Source organism: Paenibacillus sp. p3-SID867, from assembly GCF_025142895.1.
Taxonomy (GTDB): Bacteria; Bacillota; Bacilli; order Paenibacillales; family Paenibacillaceae; genus Paenibacillus_AQ.
The window spans coordinates 58,024-77,164 of record NZ_JAMBDM010000013.1 but is presented as its reverse complement, the minus strand read 5'-3'; the positions used below and the strand labels follow the sequence as shown (position 1 = coordinate 77,164).

The following is a 19,141-nucleotide window of genomic DNA, read 5'->3' as shown; positions in this document are numbered from 1 at the left end:
ATGCTAAAAAGAGCTTGGATCCTGAACAGATCCAAAGCTCTTCTAAAGAATAATATATTGTCTTACATGTTAACGCGTCGCTCATAAACTCTTCTTATAAGCTCTTCAATGATCTCATCAGGTGACCGGTCACCCAACCAAGTTTGGCCATACATTTGCAATATTTTAATGAGTGGACCATCTTCCCAAAATCCGACGAATTCATCATTGAGATAAATCTTCTCTACGACATGCTGATTCATCTCATCGAGGCATTCTTCCAGTACCGATTTCGCAATCGGATCGCTAATCCAATCGCTAATCAGGCTGAATTTATGAAATGAAACTTCTTCCTTCCCAAAATCACAATACAATCGCTCGGTAATTCTTATATCGCGAGAAGAGCTGCCAAGCGCAATTTGGAAATAACCGCTCTCCGCTACCCAGCGATTATATTTGGTATTGTAATAGGCAAAGTCTCTCTCTTCAAGTTCAAAGACGATCTGTTGTTTCTCCCCAGGAGCCAACTCGATTTTAGAAAATGCCTTCAATTCTTTCTCTGGACGCGTCCATGTGCATTCTTCGTCATGCACGTAAAGCTGAACGACCTCTTTCCCTGTTCGGTTTCCGATATTCTCCAGCCAGAAAGAGACTGTGATCCCTGTCTCCGTTTGAGCTGCCTTCATATCCTTATAGGCAAATGAAGTGTAGGATAAGCCATGGCCAAACGGAAACTGCGGAGCGAGTTCTTTCCTATCGTAGTATCGATAGCCGATGAACAGCCCTTCACGATAATACAGCTTGCCGTTTTCACCGCGGATCCTCATATGCGAAGGATTGTCTGAAAGCTTAACCGGAAACGTCTCGGACAATTTACCGGAGGGACTCACCTGTCCAAACAAGATTTCAGCAATCGCTTTACCCATGCCTTGTCCGGAAAGCCATGAGTGAATGACAGCGGGAACATGCTGAACCCAAGGACGCATCGCCAAGGCTGTTCCACTGCTGGTCACCACAATGCACTTCGGTTGTACGGCTGCAATCGCTTGAATAAGCAGAATCTGCTGTTCCGGCAAATCAATGCCCTTCAAATCACGCATCTCGGATTCTGCGTATTCAGGCTGGCCAACGAATATGACTGCGACATCAGATTTTGCTGCCAATGCGACACTTTCCTTGATCATTTCCTCATTGACGGAGTCATCTTCAGGGTAACCCTCAGCATAACTCAACTCAACGGAAGCTCCAGCCAACGCCTTCATTTCTTCAAATGGAATATCAACGCGTGTAGGCGTTACTTTTGCGCTGCCGGCTCCTTGAATTCTAGGTTTTTTGGCAAAACGGCCGATAACTGCAATGGAATGGGTTGACTCCTGGATCGGAAGGATGCCATTCTCATTCTTAAGAAGCACAATGCTTTCTGCTGCAGCTTTTCTCGCAAGATTGTGGTACTCCATATCGGATGCCGGAACAGCTTCCTCCATACCCGTTACACGTTCTACGAGTTTTAGAATACGGGCAACGCTTTTATTGAGCTGCTCTTCTGCAAGAAATCCGCTCTCAACGGCTTTGATAATCGCTTTCGTGTTATAACCGGCAGGTCCCGGCATTTCGAGATCAAGTCCTGCTTTCAGTCCGCGAACCCGGTCATTCACCGCCGTCCAGTCTGAGATGACAACCCCCTCGTATCCCCATTCTTCCCTCAAGATGTCATGTAACAAATGTTCATTCTCGCTGGTATACGAGCCATTAAGCAAATTATAGGAACACATGACGGTCCAGGGATCCGATTTCTTAATAATTCGTTCAAAGGCGCTTAAGTAAATTTCGCGCAGCGTCCGTTCGTCTACTTCTGAACTCGTCACCATTTTCTCGAATTCCTGGTTGTTGCAAGCAAAGTGTTTTAATGAAGCCCCGACGCCTTTGCTCTGGAGGCCATTGATGAAAGCAGCGCCCAGTTCCCCTGTCAGGCAAGGATCTTCGGAGTAATATTCGAAATTTCTTCCCCCAAGCGGAGTCCGTTTCATGTTAATTCCTGGTCCAAGCAGCAATTCTACGCCCATCTCTTTGGATTCATTGCCAAGTGCTTCCCCGACTTCGTGAAGCAGTTCCGTATTCCACGAAGAACCGATAGCCGCGCCCGTGGGATAACAAGTTGCCGGAACATTCTCTGTCGTAATCCCCATTTCATCGTCACTGTTCGTTTTGCGGATCCCATTCGTTCCGTCATACATATGAACCGGCGGAATGTTGAGTCTCTCGATCCCCTTGGTCATCCACATATTTAACCCCGCACAGAGGGATGCTTTTTCAGTAAGTGTCATGTCCTTTATCAATACGTTAATAGATGCATTCATTTGCTTCCACCCTTTCATATCAAGCTTCTTCTTGTAGCTCCCGCTCTTTCTTCAATTCCTGCGCATCGTACAGTTTAAAAAACGGAAACCATACGGCGAACACAATCAGCAGGACAACGGCAAGCAGAATAAGTCCATTGAATCCGGACATAAGGTAAGTCGATACACCGATCGGCGTATACCAGAGCTGGAAGATTTTACTCGGAATTTGTGCAAACCCCATATCAAGAGCTAGGTAGACGATGATAGGTGTAATAAGACCATTGATCCACATAGGCACCATCAACAGCGGATTGAAAGCAACCGGCGCTCCATACACAACGGGCTCGTTAATATTAAATAGAGAAGGTATCAAAGTTGCTTTACCAATGGTTTTCAGTTTCTTGGATCTGGCAAACAGGAACCAGATGACAAGCGGTAAGGTTGCACCCATCCCTCCGATTCCAAGCCATCCGGAGAAGAATGTTTCAAAGGTATTTATATTGACGGGATCCAGTCCCTGCGCCACCAATGCGGCATTTTCTTCAATCGCCGGAATCCATATGGCATACCAGATGGGCATCAGAACCCATGGGCTGACTCCGAAGGAGTACAGCACAACTCCAATAAAGTTGAACAGAACAAACCCGAACAAGCTTTGCCCCATAGCATTAATAGGCTCAAACACGCTCACAATCAGCCCAAAAATATCAAAGTGGAGCTGATACACAAGAACCCAGCCTAAACCCATAATCACGGCAATCGGTACCAGGAAGTCAAACCAATCCATAATAAACTCTGGCATGGAAGACCCTTTTTTAAAGAAAGAGAACTTCGCGCAGACATTCATGATGACGGCGATAAAAACGCCTACAATGAGTGCCGTAACCATACCCGCAGGACCGAAACGCTCAAGTACGAACTGAACGGTTCCGTCCTCGTTTACGACGGGATTAAGCAGCATGAGGAATAAGGATATGCCGGTCATTCCCGCCAGCAGCTTGATTTTGTGTCTCTCCTTTTTCTCCATGACCGTATACGGCGTTAGAAATGCAATAAACAAACCGAGAAGACCGAAGCTGAATGTTGTAATTGGCGTTAAATCCGGCATTCCAGGAATGAAGTCTTGCAAAATTGAAATCAAAGTAATGATGGAACCAATAAAGATCATCGGGATGGCAACCATAATGGCTTCTTGAATCGATGCTATCCAAATGTTATTTGTAATCGCATCCAATCTTGGCGCAAAGGATTCCGTCATCCATTTCATGAAACGCTTCATCTGTGTATTCCCTCCTGTGTTTCTGTTGTGGACATAGCTATAGTATAGATTCAATTGTTAACGCTTACTCGTTGTAAATTGCCTCGTCTATGGTCGTTTTTTGTTCATTTCTCGTCTTGGGAGCCAGCAAATCGAAGCTGCCTGGAATGGACAGCAAAAAACACCCCTCTCTTATAGAGCGGTGGTGTTCTTGAAGGTTCTAGTGTTTAAAACTGTTTCTCTAAAGTGAGCAATAGGACACCATGAGGTGGAAGAATGAGCTCTTTATACCACCCCTGATTCTCTAATATCTCTGTCCGGATGACCGGGCCGCTTCTTCCGCGAAGATACGCAAGTTCCTCCTCCGTCAAGATTTCGGGTGCCCCCATGCGAACCCACTCGTCAAAAACGGAGCCATGTTCCCGGTCCATCTGATAAGTTGTGCACTTATAGGCTCCTGAAAGATGAGGGATGTTGACTTGAAATACCTTGCTGCCCTTCTCTTCGAACACGCCGTAACGGTTAAGATTGGACATCTCCGACCAGTCCCCGCTTGAAAACATATGATCCAAATGGACATAATGATACAGCAGAAGCTGCATGCTCCCATCTTGATTCTGAGTGGCCACATAACCATCACCCTTAACGGTGATCTCTTCACCCAGCTTCTGAAGAAGCTCAAAGGCGTAATAACTCGGCTTCTTAAGGCCATCCCGATTCATTAAACCAAAACCTCCGTAAAACGGAGAGGATGGAACAAGACTTTCCTCAAACACATCCGTAAAACACCAGAAAGCCATGGCCTTTACGTCTCCCAGTGTATTCATCACATGATACATCACAAACGGGGCCATAAACATGGTATCGTGCAGCAGATGCCGGTCATAGAGCGAAAAGTTCCATTCGGTAATATGCAGCTCCATCTCACGGAAAGAGGCAAGCGCCATTTTTTCCTGCAATCGATGGATGCTCTCTTTATAAAAGGTCGGCGGCATCATCTTCGTCAATATGTTCTGCTCTGCCTTAAGCTGAGGATATTCCGAATAGACATGAAAGGAAAAGAAGTCTAGGGGCACCTGACGTTTATTGCAATATGCCATAAATTCCTCGGCCCAGCTGTCGTTCCATAACGAACCATAACCTAAAGCAGGGCCACCTGTTTTTAGTTCGGGAAGGACCGACTTGATCACTCGAACGGTAGATTCATAAAAAGAGAAGTATTCCTCCTTGCTGCCTGCCCAGCAAACGCCTGATAAATCCGGTTCGTTCCAGACTTCAAAGTACCATTGTTTTACTTCCCGAGCACCATAGCGATTTAAGCAATGCCGGACGAACGCACGAACAAGCGCCTCCCATTTTGCCTGATCAGCTGGAGGGGAGATATTCCCTTTCCACCAGAATACCGTTTCGTTGGAACGGCTAAGCAGGGTCGGCATGAAACCAAGCTCCACAAACGGCCTGATGCCCAGCCCAATAAGAAAGTCATAAAGCTTGTCAACATAGGCCCAGTTATAGACAGGAGTCCCGTCATCCTCTTCGTTGTATACCATCATCTCATCATTAAAGATGCCATGGAAACGTATGTATTCAAAAGGAATTCGACCTTTAAGCTCGGCGAGCTGCCGACGCCAGTCATCGCGCAGTCCTTCAATTGCCCTGCCCGCTGTTGTGGTAACGTTCCAATGCTTTTTGTACCCTGCTGACGACATTCCCGGCTGAATCTGAATTTGTACATGATCCGTAACAACCGCCGTTAAAGGGTTTGCCCTATCCTGTTCCTGAACCGACTTCTCTTCCAGATATCGATATAACGACCCCATCGCATTGATCGTATCTAATTCATAATAGTCACCACTCGAGGACTCCTCATAGGTAAGCGGTTTTCGATTAGGCTTATCCTGAAGCGAGGCAGCGGCTTCACGATACGATCCTGGTGTGCAGCCGTACTTTTCTTTAAAGTACTTATTGAATAACTTCACGTTCGCAAAACCGCAATCCATGGCAATTTCGGTAATGCTCTTCTCAGTTCCCGATAACTCCGACTGGGCTTTCTCCAAACGGATCAGCGTTAAATACTTTTGGAAAGGAATACCGATTTTATCGGTGAAAAAGTGAGAAAAATAATGCAAACTTAAGTGCTCCTGTTCGGCCATCGTCTGCAGTGTTATCTTCTCTTTGTAATTTTGATCGATATAGGTAAGAACCCGATTCAACCTTTTATAGTCATAACTCTTGCCGCCATCTTCAGCTTCCGGGTTGATTCCTTCCGCAAAATATCGCAATAAATGACCACATAACGTTTGCAGCCTTCCCACGGTAAAGCTTCGATAGCCTGGAGACTTCTTGTTCATTTCCCATACCATCTTGGCAAGCTCTTGCTTGATCGTGTCAAATCGGAAACCGACCGGCTCAGGCTCAGTCGCTGAATTACAAGAAATAAAAACGTTATTATGCAGCCATTCCGGGCCAAACTGAAGCGTTAATAATATATTGTCGTGGTTATTCTGCTCAAACTTATGGATCGACATGCTGTTCACCACAATGACATCATCCTGATGCAGGGTATACTCCTTCTGATCTAGATGCATGATAACCGAACCTTGGAGTACGTAGACAATCTCCACCTCTTTATGCCAGTGAAATGGAACCTGCTTCACGCTGTTGACAAACAGCTTAAAAGGCATATCCTCTTGGTGCTCGATAAATTCATATAGGTAACGCATCATTTGCCCTCATTTCAAATGAACTGCAAACGATATATCCTGATTCAACATATCGAATGCATTTATAGAGTGTCTCATAGATTACAAGTATGTTCTCAAATTATAGAAGCTTATCATTATAGCATGTATAGTTTACGACTTTTACATACATTAGAAAACAGGCTATCCGGTACTAGATTCGTTGCATTGTAAAAAAAACCAATGCCGATTAGATAAAGACCTAATCGGCATCGCTATCAGGAGGTGTTCCTCCAGTTATGCCATCGACATAATTATAGTTTTTAAATGCTAGAATCACGCCGTACATCGGGACATAGTTGTAGATGAACAAGTAGACGACTCCCGGCAGTTTCATTAGCAGCCACTTATACTTCTTCAGCCTCTTCCTTAAATGAGACGAACCCCTCATGTTCCAGCCCCTTCTTCTGATAACACAATGGTGACTTCTTCTCATCCGGCTTCACCTATTCCAATACGCACAAAAAAACTGTTGAAGTTTTTCAATGCAAAAAAGGGTGCCCCAAGAGGTCCATTGACCTGGGGCACCCCACTGTCTGTGGTATGATGCTGTTCGTATGAATCCTTCCTCCACTCGCTGTTAGCCCAGCAAAGTCATGCATGATTAATATAAAACAGAACGTTTTCATAGTATCTCATAAACCTTTTATAATCCGCTGTTTCTTTCAGTACAATTATGGTTGGATAAGCATTTACTTTGCGTTGTTTGAGTGCAGCTAATACGTTCTTCTGTTCAATGCAATAAAATTTGCCTTCTTTATACTGAATAAGAAGCGGTGGATCTTCATCGGTACAGTCATTCCCAGGCATAATTCCATTAAGCTCGATGAGCCGCAAGGGAAACTTAACGACACCGAAATACAAACACTCTTTACTCATCAAATCATGTAAACCAGGAGCTGCATTTCGGGTATGGAGCATATAACAATAAATCCATTCTTCGAGCATTCCGATATTCGCATACTGTACAGCGGATCGCACAGTTGGAGCATAAGTGAATTGTCGGTCATCTTTCTTCGAATAAATGATTTTCTTTATGGAATCCAAAGATAAAAAGTACTCGTCCGCAAGTTCCGAAACCGTTACCCCATTGGCATACTTGTTGCGAATCATAATATTACGCCTCTGTAATTGATTTCGGTAACCCGACTTCTCGCCCCAGCCCCTTTTTTCCTCTCCAGTAGGGATATAAAGAAGTTTTCCTGCAGCGTATTTCTGAATTTCTTTCAATAACTTCTCAGGTATGATATCGCTGGCATTTTCATAATTCATAGGATCACCCTTTATAAGGCGTATATTCGATCCTTCAGTTGACCGATAGATTTCATAATAGAATTGCAAGATTCTATATCATCGATCGATGCATGCCACCGCAAAACATCGATTCCCTTATAATAAGCCATGCATAAAAATCTTTCTTTAAAATCCGGTATGACAATGTTCCTTTTTTTGCAATACTCGAATAACAATTCAGGTATGTGCAAGTAAGGCTTATTCAAGTCCATAATGGCAAAATCTAAAAGGAAATCGCATATTCCCGATCTGCTCCAATCTGGGAAACCAACCGTCGTTTTTCCATCTGTGATCATGATTTCAAAAAAAGTGTTATTATTTACCAAATAACGTTTTCCTTCACAATAATCAATTCTGGCGTCCATTTCCATCCAATATTTTTCGACAAAGTCTCGGTCTAAAATGGTTGTATCATAGAGTTCCTTCCAATTAAACCAGTATCCTTCTTTATCTTCTGCAAATGTATCGATTAGAAATTGCCTGCAGGTACTATACTCCGTTTTACAATCCTCGTTGAACTCACCATAGCCTTCTACTCCCGCTATGTCCGATGCACTAATTTCCAAGACTTTGTCAAAAAACAACTCATAACAATCTGCAAATTGATCGGGGCTTATTTCATCTGCGACAAATCCATTGGGTGTCATGCTAACCTGATCCGAAAGCAGGGACTTGATTATACTGTCTTTACTCATGCTCGTATCTCCTTTACACCAACAATTGTTATACACACATCAGCTGCGCACCTGATATGGGGTAATGATAACATTGGCCATGGATCGGATATAGGTAAAGAATAGGTTTAGTCTACTTTACACCCGCCTCTTGTGATTACTTCCATACTAACAATAAAGTTTACCCTCAATCATCGTCCATTGCACTTGATACCTTTCATCCATCAGCACGAGATCCGCATCGTATCCTACCTCGATTTTTCCTTTGTGAGATAAACCTAGAATACGGGCCGGCGTTGTTGAAGCCATGTGTACGGCATCCTCCATTGAAATTCCGTTAGCTTCGGTCAGACGTAACGCTTCATTCATAGTCACGGTACTCGATGCTAACGTGCCATCCGCAAGCCTTGCAATCCCCTCGGATACGGTGACGTGATGACCTCCAAATATATAATTACCATCGCCTAATCCCATCGCCTGTAGCGCATCCGTAATAAGCACCATGCCTTCGGGCCCTTTGAGACGATGCATTAATCTGACGATGGCTGGGTGAAGATGGACTTGATCAACAATCGCTTGCAGGCTTACATGCGGTTCTTCGAACGCGGCTACAATCAGTCCGGGATCTCGATGGTGAATCGGTCTCATGCCGTTAAAACAATGGGTTACATGACTCGCGCCAGCTGCAAAAGCCAGCTTTGCTTCCTCGTATGTGGCATCGGAATGAGCCACGGCAATCACAACACCCTGCTCTTTCAGATAGGATATGAGCTCCAATCCTCCAGGCAATTCAGGTGCGATCGTTACCATTTTAATGAGCGATCCCGCTTCCTGAAAAATGAACTTCATTTCATCCAGATTCGGGTGGCGAAGGTATTTCTCATTTTGCATCCCTTTACGCTTCGGGTTTAAATAGGGTCCTTCCAGATGAATGCCGGCGATCCTTGCCCCTTGTTCTCGTCCGATTACAGATTTGACACTGCGAATCATGTTCAGCAGGTCCTCTATCGTCGAACTCACAGAAGTCGCCAGAAACGAGGTGCATCCGGTTGCCGCGCAAGCGCGTGATACTTCTTGAATGCTGTCCTCGGTTCCATCCATCATGTCATAGCCATTGGCCCCATGAATATGAACATCGATCATTCCTGGTATAAGCCACATTCCGTTCCCATCAATCAGTTCAGCATCACTTTCGATTTTATCAAGTTCTTGTGTCGATTCTATTCTCTTCAGCTTTCCGTTCGAAATCCAGACCGTTGCAGAAGGAAGTATTTGATGAGGTAGGTGGACTTTGACATGTCGAATGATTTTGTTATTCATTACTACAAGGCTCCTTCCTATTGGTTATGAGTCTGACATTCTATAAGCGTAATATTTTTCTGATCTAATATTTCTTGGATGTCAACGGGAACCGATTGATCGGTTACAATAATATCCACATGATCAAAGTCTAACTTGAACCTCGATTTCACCGCGAATTTGGTATGATCCGCAACAAGTATGACCTGATCTGAGCGCCGAGCCATTTCCCTTTTCACCCGCACATCTTCTTCATATGGATAATAGAGTCCGTCTGGCTGGATTGCCGTCGCGCCGATGAACGCCTTGTCGGCACGGATTTCACTGATTTTATCGATGACGGAAGGACCGTATAATAATCGATTATGGGTATGCAGATAACCGCCGAGCACGTAGATGCTCAGATTTTCTCGTTTGGAGAGTATCCCTACATTATCGATGGAATGCGTAACCGCTGTTATCTGTTTCGCTTGAATATGTTCCGCAACAAATTGTACGGTCGTAGATACGTCCAAGAAGACCGTTTCATGGTCCCGAATCAGTTTAGCGCTATGCTCGCCGATCACGTTCTTGCTCGTCGGCTTATCAATAAGCCGTTCCTGGTAAGAAGTCAGTTCCTTTTGCAGTTCAGGCAAAGCTACCCCTCCGTGCGTTCGAACAACTACTCCTTCTTGAACTAATCTGACAATGTCCCTGCGTGCGGTATCCCGCGACACTTGAAAGAGCGAGCATATCTCTCCTACACTCATCGTTTGATGTTGTTTTAAGTAATCCAGAATTTTTACTAATCGTTCCTCTTGGAACACGTCCAATCCCTCCTTGCTTAAGCATTTACATCTTATTTATAAGTATATATAAGTAAATGATTGCAATCAATAAGTATATGTAAGCCCCTTTGAACTTTCTATTCCGACTATCAAATCGTGAGCCTATATTCACGATTTGATAGAAAACAGGCAGGCCGCTTCTTGCATAGAAGCAGCCTGCCCTTACCATCGAAGCAGGAGAGCCTTTAATAAGTAAACGACTGTTGTACCGTGCCAATCCTTGCGTTTGCATATTGGATATTATTACATCTCATACTTTCAAACGCTTGTACTGCTGCATTGGCAACATCAATATCTTGTGCGCTTGTTCCTCCACTAACGCCAATACCACCCACAACCCTTCCTTCATGAACCAAAGGGATTCCTCCGCCAAGGATAACGATTCTCCCCTGATTCGTCGTGTTACTGCCAAATGTAGCCCCATATTGCCATTGCCTATATAGGTGAATTGCCTAATACCAGTACTTGCGGAATGCAGGCTAAAGAAATGTCTCGGACACCCATTCAAAAAACTTTTCCTTCTCTTCAAATTGCGGATAATGCGCAGATTGATCAAACGCGATAAACTCCTTCTGTTCGGCTTCAAGCTTATCGAAAAATTCTTTTGCTGCATGAGAGGACGTCATATAGTCATAATCGCCCATGATAAAGTAGCACGGTATTTCAAGTTTCGTTACAAGCGCTGGCAACGGATGTTCTAAACTTCCTGCAGCAAAACCTTTTGAGATATTCGAACAAAGCTTCTACAAAAAAAGCCGCTGATCTGGATACAGATCGGCGGCGTAGAAACTACCAGGAGGATAGTTCGGTCCTTTTCCAATTGTTTTGGGCAACGCAAACATATACATATTGGTCGTCCCAAGAGATCTGTCCCTGGTTGCAAGCAGCAGTGGAAGAAGCAGGTGTATACTTTTCGCGAAGACGCAGCATATCCCCGTTTACATCGAGCTTGGTGTCGGGTTCGCTCGTGCCAATCCCGATATTACCGTCGCTGCGCCGCATGGTGAGCGGGGAATCGAGCACTTCGCCGTCATCTCCATATCGTACGAACTGCAGGTTGGCTCCCGTATTGTCGCCCGCTTCCTCTAAACTGTCGGCCCGGACGGCCCACCTCGGTGTCGTCTCATTATCCTTGCCGACTGCACTTAACTGAATGTCCCGGTTCGTCCCGCTTTCGCCGGCTACCCGCAAAATACCGCTCATTACATTGAAATTGGATGAATGAGTACGGATCTCGCTTATATCGGTGTCGAACGGAATTTCAAACCGGGTAAACAGCTGGTTGGGGTATTGACCTGTCGGCGACATGGTCGTCTCGAACGAGATATGCTTATGATCCTGCTGCTCCGGATTGTTTGCCTTATCATGGGAAATGATCGCCGTCTTGTCCTTTCCATTCTCGTCCATCCAGACGATCGCCGGCTTGGCCCTTTCCGCCGTCCACTGCAATCGAATCAGATCAGACTGATGTCCTTCTTGCTCGATCCATTTCTTGTCGGTGGACAAATGAAGCCGTTCATTGTGCGGAACGCGTATATCGTCGCCAACTTGCTCGGATTGCCCAAGCTTTGTTGTCACTCCCTGTTTCTGATCCGTACATCCTATGCCGAGCAAGAAGAAGCTCCCCATTATAATCATCATAGTCCTTAATAATTTCACGTTGTTTCCCTCCATTTATCGGTATGATTCGAGTTCATTCGTGTTCAAGAGCTAAAAACACTTTGTCTGATCGTATTATATCCAACTCGAAGCGTACACCCATTTCATCAAACTTCCCGGAAAAATGATGCTTTTCGTCTATAAAGTTTTAACGTAGCTCGTCCGAAAGGTGTGCTTCGGTTGGTCATGTAATACAGCCCAAACGATCAGCTTTTTGTGGGCACAGCAAGAGGGACTTTTGGGTCACTTGGCAGTGACTCATCATCAACAAAAAAGGATTTATGCAACTCATCTCGAACATGATATTTCGGTGCATGGATTGCAAGGTTTCATGGGTTACCATCCCCTATACTCAAACTTGAAAGGATGGTCTGTATGGATTGGTTGGATCGTATGAACAACGTTATGGAATATGTGGAAACACACTTGTCCGATTCGATTGATTACAATGTCGTGGCTAGAATTGCCTGCTGCTCAACATACCATTTTCAGCGAATGTTTCCGTTCATAACGAATGTGTCGCTTTCAGAGTATATTAGGCGCAGGCGGCTGACCCTTGCCGCATTTGAACTGCAGCAGAGCGGCACAAAGGTAATCGATATTGCTTTAAAGTATGGTTACGAATCTCCTGAGGCGTTTTCTAGAGCGTTTAAAAAAATGCACGGTGTGATGCCAATGTCAGCGCGCGACAAAGGAGTTACACTGAAGGCCTATCCTCGGTTATCCTTTCACATTTCGATTCGAGGAGATGTTGAGATGAATTACAGAATAGAGGAAAAACAGGCTTTTGAGATGTTCGGCATATCAACCCTGGTGAATAGCGATGGCGATAATCCTTTTATTGATATACCTGCTTTTTGGACGAAGTGCATATCCGACGGCACCGTTGATCGAATCCGTACAGCTGCGGGTCTGGGGGAAAATGGTCAGATTCATGGGGTACTATACAACAAGGAAGATGGAGAATTTTCCTACATGATCGCTTACTTCATACCCCAGAGTGGCATGCCGGAAGGGTTTGAAAGGCTCTCTATCCCACCTCAAACCTACGCGATATTCTCAACCGGCCCCTACCCCGACGGGCAAAGCGGGATCCATGCATTGTGGAAGCGCATTTGGGCAGAGTGGTTTCCCACCTGCAACTACGAACCGGCAAATGGTCCTGAGTTTGAAATGACTTACGATAGAGGCAACAGCATGTATGAAATGGAAGTTTGGATCCCTGTCGTTAAGAAGGCAGGGTCTTAAGCGAGAAAAGCAGCACGAGGGTCAATCACTCGTGCTGCTTTTCCGTATTCAGTTTGAGCTAGAATCCTAATTTCTCTATATATCTGAGAAATCATATTGAGGTTAAACCCGTTCAACGTACGCGTGATAGCGCTCATGAAACACATCGGCAAGCGGGATGAACAACAAATCATCCTCAACATAGCGGAAAGCAAACCCGTGCGGCCCGGTTTCCTTCACAAAACCTTCCTGCAACGACTCTTCGTGCAGTGGAAGCCGCAGATAGCTTTGGGCTTCGGAGAGTGCGGCCAAGATGTACGGGCCATAGGCCAGCGATACACGCTCTTTCCGGTCGGGCGCTGCTTCCAAACGGAGACGGCATTCAAAGAAGAGTTTGATCTCATCCCCGCTCTGCCAAGTCCGGCTGATGGAGACATACCCGGCGAAGTCAGTGGCCATGTCGGCCTGCCGACCGTTGATCTCCATACGGCAGCCCGGCCCGCTCCAATGTGGACGGCGAACTTTCAGTACGAAGTCCCCCGTCCCTTCCACCCTCAGCGTCACATTCCCGGGACTGTAACCATCTACGTCCATCGTCAGCCTCACCTGCCGTTCCTTCCAATGGAGAGTGGAAGCGACAAATAGGTTCACATACAGCGTAATTTCATCATAAAAATAAACCGCTTCAGAATATTTCATATGATTCTCCAATCCGGTGCCGTGACAGCAGGTGTTCCCCGAAACGTCGAAGGACTTCGCACCGCCGGGAGCCAGCGGCATGAAATAGGTGCTCCCTCCCGTCGGCTGATGATCGCAGGAGGCCAAAATGTGATTGAACACCGTCCGTTCGTAATAATCCATATATTCCGCAGCCGGACGATACGCAAACAAATCCTTTGTCAGTTTCAGCATGTTGTAGGAAGCGCAGGTTTCCGCGGTTTTGTCACTGAGATATTCGCCGATCCTGCCCGGCTGCCGGAACATTTCGCCCTCGCCGGTGCCGCCGATTGAATACGTATGGGCGCTGGTTACGGCTTGCCAGAAAAAGCGGGCCATATCGTAATATTCCTTTTCCCCGGTGGCCTGGAATATTTTCAGCGCGCCGATGACCTGCGGAATATGCTGGTTGGCATGAAGTCCGCCGATGGCGTCAATCTCGGCGCGCATCGGGACAAACAGACGGTCATTGTCGAACAGCTTTGCCGCAGCGAGATATTCAGGCTTATGCGTAATGGTATACAGCTCAGCGAGCGATTCGTTGATGCCGCCAAATTCGCCGGCGATGTACATGCCCCACATTTTTTTCAATACACGGTTTGAAAGCCTGCTTAATCGGCGGTACACCCAATCGCCAAGCTTATCGGCAATCTCCAGTGCCGTGCTGTTTCCAAGATGGCGGTTGCAGTCAAGCAGCCCGGCAAAAATTTTGTGCAGGGTGTAGTAAGGAGCCCATATCTCCGGATAGCGAGTAAACTTCTCCAGCAGGTCAAACTGCTCCTCAGAGTAACTGCTAAGGAAACCGGCATGATATTCGGGTTTACTCGCAAAAGCAAGCTGGCATTCTTCCAGTGAAGCGACCATATACTCCGCCTTCCGCTTGATGTCTTCATCCCCTGTTGCCGCATAGCACAATGCTAGCGCAGACAAGTAATGACCGGTCGTATGCCCTCTCAGCAGGCAGTCTGGCGAATCCCAGCCGGTCATTTCCGGGGCTCCGCGCGTATCAAGATCGGCGGCAGCTCGGAAATTATACAACATCTGGTCGTCATTGACCTTCTTCAAGAAAGCAAGGCTTCTGTCTTGAGCCGCTTTGAAGGCGGTGCCATCCTTCAGAATAACTGCGCCGGTGGGAAAGCTGCTCGCGGCGGGAGCCGTATCGATCGTTTCCCGATCCAGCTTGGCTGCCACCAACACCTCCGCCCTTACCGGAATCGTCGTGTCTTTTAGCACCCCTTTGATCATGAAGGAACCGGGCTCTTCAAAAAAGCGCTCCTCCCCTTGTTCCCAATCCACGGCATGGGATATGACTTCCTCCTCTACCGTTTCAACCACAGCGACCGCCGGCAGATTAAACGTCCTGCCCAGCTCCGCTTTCAGACGAATCGGATAAATCCGGGACACTTGAATGTTGTTTTCTTCCTCCAAAATGGTCACTTCATAGACTTTTTCCTTAACGCAGCCGCCATACTGAAACGATGCGCGCAGCGGAACCGTACGTTTGCCGATACCATATTTTGGCCGAGTCACCATGCCGTCATTATGGAGAAAGCGGGAATCTCCCGATGTCCAAGTGATCTTCGAGCCGTATTTTCCTTTCCGGGGTAAGTGGAGATCGAATTCCACCGTTGCCAGATTGCCAAGATACAGCGACTCGATATCCTTCATCACAATGCTTTCGTCTTCTTGAACCGTACTCATTTTCATCCCCTCCCTATTCACTTTGCGGTATATCGGACAGGCTGCAGGCTTTGCTTAAAAACGCGATGGAGGCTTCATGCGGCCCGAGTTAGTCAGCCGGCTGTGAACCCGGAGATGAGGCGGGTTTTCCCGTTAGGAGAATGATTGTTTCACATCCATGCCTTCTCTTCCCATTTCTTGTATAATTGCTCTCTGGCATCCGGAATGCCCGAATGAAACTGAATCAAAGCAGCGGCGCGAACCCGGCGGACATGGTCCGTCGCTTCATCTAGAGTATGTTCCCGATCCTTACCAAGCACTCCGGCATCGCGGCAAATGGCGGCTGCTGCAACCCTGCCTTGTGCCATGGCCACCAGCGCGCTTTCAATGCCCGTAATATTGCCGGCGACATACAAGCCCTTCACCGGCGTCTCCATGTTCTCATTGTGAAGCGGAATATGACCGCCCAGTTCCTTTACATACACAAAAGGGCAGCCAGCCACCGCAGCCAATTCCGCGAGCGGGTACAAGCCGCCGGCAAGCGCCACAAAATCCACCTGTACCTCCCGCTCGCTTCCAGGAATGATTTCACCTGCTCTGGTTACATTGGCCAGCGTCACGGATTCCACATGATGTTGACCGTTGATGGATATCGCGGCAGTGCGCAGCTGTAAAGGAGTTTCCCAAATTTTCATTCCGCCCCGGGGAAAAAAACGGGATACCGTACCGGCCATTCCAAGGCTTGCGCCAAGCTTCCCTCCGATTCTCAACAGTGGAGACGGCGCCAAATGAGCAAGGTTCAGCAATCGTTTCACCGCTTCTTCAGGTAAAGCGTCTTGACCGGATACAGAATTTCTCTCTGGCAGCACGATGCCCGCAATCGTAACTCCGCTGACGGACAGCTCGCGGGCAATCGCCATGGCGAGTACGTTCACGCCGATGATCAGCCCGCGGCGGCCCGGTTTCACGTAATGAACATTGGCCATCACCTGAGCGGCCCCGATCGACATGACCCCGGGCAGCGTCCAGCCTGGAATCGGCTGCGGAATTTCAGCAGCGCCGGTCGCGAGCAGCACCCTTACAGCCGCGATCGAACCGCTTGCGGTTCTAACGACCCAGCGGTGGTCCGTTCGGAGCATGCCGTGTACGGAAACACCGCAGCGGATGTCCACCCCCGATACGCGGCATTTTTCTATCAGCTGTTCCGCAACCCGCCTTCCTACCCACCAGCGGCCTTTTTCCTCGTGAAACTGCCCCAGCATACGTCCGCCCGGCTCTGAGAATTCATCCAGCACAGCTACGCCCAGGCCATGCTCGGCCGCCGCCCCTGCGGCGGATAATCCCGCCGGACCGGCCCCAATAATCAACAGATCGTATACCGGTGTCTTGGTCATAACAGCTTCCTCCCCGTAATCTCATTAGGGAGCTGCTGCCCTTCGGTGATACGCATTCCCTCTTCGAGCGGGGTAAGGCAGGAACGCACCGGCCCCCTCCCTTCCAGGTTCAGACGGCATTCCATGCAGTGGCCGATGGCGCAGTACAGCCCACGGGCCGTGCCGCTCTCCTCGTGCCTGCGCAGCGTGCGTATGCCGGAGGCCAGCAGGGCCGCCGCGATCGGCTCGCCTTGAAGTCCGGTCAGCTTCCTGCCGTTAAACGTAAAGCTCACCGGTTCCCGCTCTTTCCTCTGCGGTCCCAGAATCGGATGAAAGGTAATTCTCTCCATTACACATCACCCTTTTCCAGCTGGCCGAAGGTCACGGGCCGCACTGGAGGACGGTACGGCAGCAGCTCCGGATCCCGAGGCGACGCCGGATTCTTGGCAATAATCCAGGTCTCGAGGAGCTGCTTGCATACTCTGCCTTGACAAGCACCCATAGCGGCCCGCGTTTTCATTTTTAACTGCCGCGAGGTGCGGCATCCTGACTCGTAGGCGGCCTCCAATTGGACGAGGGTCACTTCTTCACAGCGGCACACGATCATAGAAGAACAATTCATCAAAAAGCCTCCTATCCATAAGAAATGGCGCACGTCTTTAGCTCGGTATAGAAATCCAGCGCAGCCTGCCCCTGTTCGCGCGTATGGGAGCTTGACAGTTTCATACCGCCGAATGGGGACTGATATTCGACTCCCGCCGTTTCTTGGTTGACACGGACCATTCCAGCCTGGACCTCGTCCAGGAAACGGTGGGCAAAAGATAAATTTTGAGTAAACAGTGAAGCGCTGAGCCCATAAATCGATTGATTGCATAAGGCCACTGCTTCATCAAAATCGACGGCTTCCAGCACTGCGGCGACAGGTCCGAAAATTTCCTCTTGAATCAGCGGGTGATCGGCGTTCAAACCTCCGACCATCATCGGCCGAATATAATATCCTTCCTGATCTCCGGTTACAGGGGGGCCTTGGGCCAAAATCTCGGCTTGTTCATGGGCCATATGCACATAAGACATTACCGTTTCATACTGGCTTGCGGACGCCACGGGACCGAGGTAAGCCTCGGAGTCGAGCGCATGAGCAAGCTTGATGTTGGATACGGCATGCGTCAACGCCTCGATAAATGATTCGCAGATCCCGGATTCAACGATGATCCGGCTTGTTGCCGTGCATTTCTGGCCTGCTGATCGAAACGCCCCACTGACAATGAGCGGCACCGCCTTTTCAAGATCGGCGTCGTTTAACACGATGGCGGCATTTTTACCGCCCATTTCGGTTTGATATTTGATATTTCGTTTGGCACATATTTGAGCGATGTTCAGACCTGTGGATGTTGAGCCGGTAAAACTTACGGCGTCCAAGGGAACCTGCTCCAGAAGGATATTACCGATCTGACTGCCCTTGCCAACAACCAGATTGATGACGCCTGGCGGAAGCCCGGCCTCGGCAAAAACCTCAGCGAGCCGGGTCGCGGTTAATGACGCAAGCTCCGCCGGCTTCCATACTACCGTGTTTCCGCATATCAACGCGGGGGCTATTTTCCAGATCGGAATGGCAACCGGGAAGTTCCAAGGCGTAATGATGCCCGCCACGCCGAGAGGAATCTTCCGGGTGTACTGCAGCACGTTCTGCTCGCTGGAAGGGATGACCGCCCCGTTTGCGCGGACCCCCTCCGCACCGTAATAACGAAGCAGATTCACTCCCCGCTTGACTTCCCCACGCATTTCAGCAATCGGTTTTCCCATCTCCATGCTTGCAAGAATAGCCACGTCTTCTGACTTTGACTCGAGTACATCCGCCATGCGGTCCAAATGCCCGGCCCTGGCTGAGCCGCTCATGCGGGACCAGGAGGCGTAAGCATCACGCGCCGCCTGCTCGGCCTGAATCACTTGTGATGGATCCGATAAATGGAGTACCCCCACCTGCTCTTTAGTGTTGGATGGATTGATCACGGCGATTTCCCCCGCCGAAGGCTTGATCCACTCTCCCCCGATCCAATTGCGGCTGTTCATCATTT

Annotated in this window: 16 protein-coding genes and 1 pseudogene; 1 reads left to right on the top strand and 16 read right to left on the bottom strand. The window is 47.9% G+C overall.

The window, feature by feature from the left end:
• Nucleotides 1-62: 62 nt before the first annotated feature.
• The 11 genes and pseudogenes from M4D81_RS24210 to M4D81_RS24160 form a co-directional block, all read right to left on the bottom strand.
• Nucleotides 63-2,336: a beta-glucosidase family protein gene (locus M4D81_RS24210; protein ID WP_260068305.1), complete on the bottom strand. Its 2,274-nt coding sequence runs from the start codon at nucleotides 2,334-2,336 to the stop codon at nucleotides 63-65.
• A 19-nt stretch (nucleotides 2,337-2,355) separates the two neighbouring features.
• A complete protein-coding gene (locus tag M4D81_RS24205; protein WP_260068304.1) occupies nucleotides 2,356-3,597 on the bottom strand; it encodes a PTS sugar transporter subunit IIC in 1,242 nt (413 codons plus the stop codon).
• A 206-nt stretch (nucleotides 3,598-3,803) separates the two neighbouring features.
• Nucleotides 3,804-6,302, bottom strand: coding sequence for a GH39 family glycosyl hydrolase (locus M4D81_RS24200; RefSeq protein WP_311200698.1), 2,499 nt, complete (start codon nucleotides 6,300-6,302; stop codon nucleotides 3,804-3,806).
• Nucleotides 6,303-6,519: 217 nt separating this feature from the next.
• On the bottom strand, nucleotides 6,520-6,708 hold the full coding sequence (locus M4D81_RS24195) for a hypothetical protein (RefSeq protein ID WP_071218467.1): 189 nt from the start codon (nucleotides 6,706-6,708) through the stop codon (nucleotides 6,520-6,522).
• Nucleotides 6,709-6,911: 203 nt separating this feature from the next.
• The gene (locus M4D81_RS34725; protein WP_071218468.1) at nucleotides 6,912-7,589 is read right to left on the bottom strand and encodes a CD3324 family protein; all 678 of its coding nucleotides are present in this window, start codon (nucleotides 7,587-7,589) and stop codon (nucleotides 6,912-6,914) included.
• A gap of 11 nt (nucleotides 7,590-7,600) precedes the next feature.
• Nucleotides 7,601-8,305 (bottom strand): hypothetical protein, encoded by a 705-nt coding sequence (locus M4D81_RS24185; protein ID WP_071218469.1) that lies wholly within the window; start codon nucleotides 8,303-8,305, stop codon nucleotides 7,601-7,603.
• Between the two features lie 147 nt (nucleotides 8,306-8,452).
• Nucleotides 8,453-9,604: an N-acetylglucosamine-6-phosphate deacetylase gene (gene nagA / locus M4D81_RS24180; RefSeq protein WP_260068303.1), complete on the bottom strand. Its 1,152-nt coding sequence runs from the start codon at nucleotides 9,602-9,604 to the stop codon at nucleotides 8,453-8,455.
• A 17-nt stretch (nucleotides 9,605-9,621) separates the two neighbouring features.
• Nucleotides 9,622-10,389, bottom strand: a complete 768-nt coding sequence (locus M4D81_RS24175) for a DeoR/GlpR family DNA-binding transcription regulator (RefSeq protein WP_260068302.1) — start codon at nucleotides 10,387-10,389, stop codon at nucleotides 9,622-9,624.
• A gap of 206 nt (nucleotides 10,390-10,595) precedes the next feature.
• Nucleotides 10,596-10,859, bottom strand: a complete 264-nt coding sequence (locus tag M4D81_RS24170) for a heme-binding protein (RefSeq protein WP_397376774.1) — start codon at nucleotides 10,857-10,859, stop codon at nucleotides 10,596-10,598.
• Nucleotides 10,860-10,889: 30 nt separating this feature from the next.
• Nucleotides 10,890-11,111: pseudogene (locus M4D81_RS24165) on the bottom strand (alpha/beta hydrolase); the annotation flags it as partial.
• Between the two features lie 88 nt (nucleotides 11,112-11,199).
• The gene (locus tag M4D81_RS24160) at nucleotides 11,200-12,069 is read right to left on the bottom strand and encodes a hypothetical protein (RefSeq protein WP_071218473.1); all 870 of its coding nucleotides are present in this window, start codon (nucleotides 12,067-12,069) and stop codon (nucleotides 11,200-11,202) included.
• Between the two features lie 375 nt (nucleotides 12,070-12,444).
• Between M4D81_RS24160 and M4D81_RS24155 the strand changes: the two genes are divergently transcribed.
• Complete coding sequence (locus tag M4D81_RS24155) at nucleotides 12,445-13,317, top strand: AraC family transcriptional regulator (RefSeq protein ID WP_260068301.1); 873 nt, start codon at nucleotides 12,445-12,447, stop codon at nucleotides 13,315-13,317.
• A gap of 102 nt (nucleotides 13,318-13,419) precedes the next feature.
• Here the strand turns inward: M4D81_RS24155 and M4D81_RS24150 are convergent, their stop codons facing one another.
• The 5 genes from M4D81_RS24150 to M4D81_RS24130 form a co-directional block, all read right to left on the bottom strand.
• The gene (locus M4D81_RS24150) at nucleotides 13,420-15,714 is read right to left on the bottom strand and encodes a glycoside hydrolase family 127 protein (protein WP_260068300.1); all 2,295 of its coding nucleotides are present in this window, start codon (nucleotides 15,712-15,714) and stop codon (nucleotides 13,420-13,422) included.
• A gap of 149 nt (nucleotides 15,715-15,863) precedes the next feature.
• Entirely contained in the window at nucleotides 15,864-17,087 is a 1,224-nt protein-coding gene (locus M4D81_RS24145; RefSeq protein WP_260068299.1) for an NAD(P)/FAD-dependent oxidoreductase, read from the bottom strand.
• A complete protein-coding gene (locus M4D81_RS24140; protein ID WP_260068298.1) occupies nucleotides 17,084-17,416 on the bottom strand; it encodes a (2Fe-2S)-binding protein in 333 nt (110 codons plus the stop codon). Before M4D81_RS24140 ends, M4D81_RS24145 begins: the two co-directional genes overlap by 4 nt.
• Nucleotides 17,416-17,688, bottom strand: coding sequence for a (2Fe-2S)-binding protein (locus M4D81_RS24135; RefSeq protein ID WP_260068297.1), 273 nt, complete (start codon nucleotides 17,686-17,688; stop codon nucleotides 17,416-17,418). The genes M4D81_RS24140 and M4D81_RS24135 overlap by 1 nt, the downstream gene beginning before the upstream one ends.
• An 11-nt stretch (nucleotides 17,689-17,699) precedes the next feature.
• Nucleotides 17,700-19,136, bottom strand: a complete 1,437-nt coding sequence (locus tag M4D81_RS24130; protein WP_260068386.1) for an aldehyde dehydrogenase family protein — start codon at nucleotides 19,134-19,136, stop codon at nucleotides 17,700-17,702.
• Between the last annotated feature and the right edge of the window lie 5 nt (nucleotides 19,137-19,141).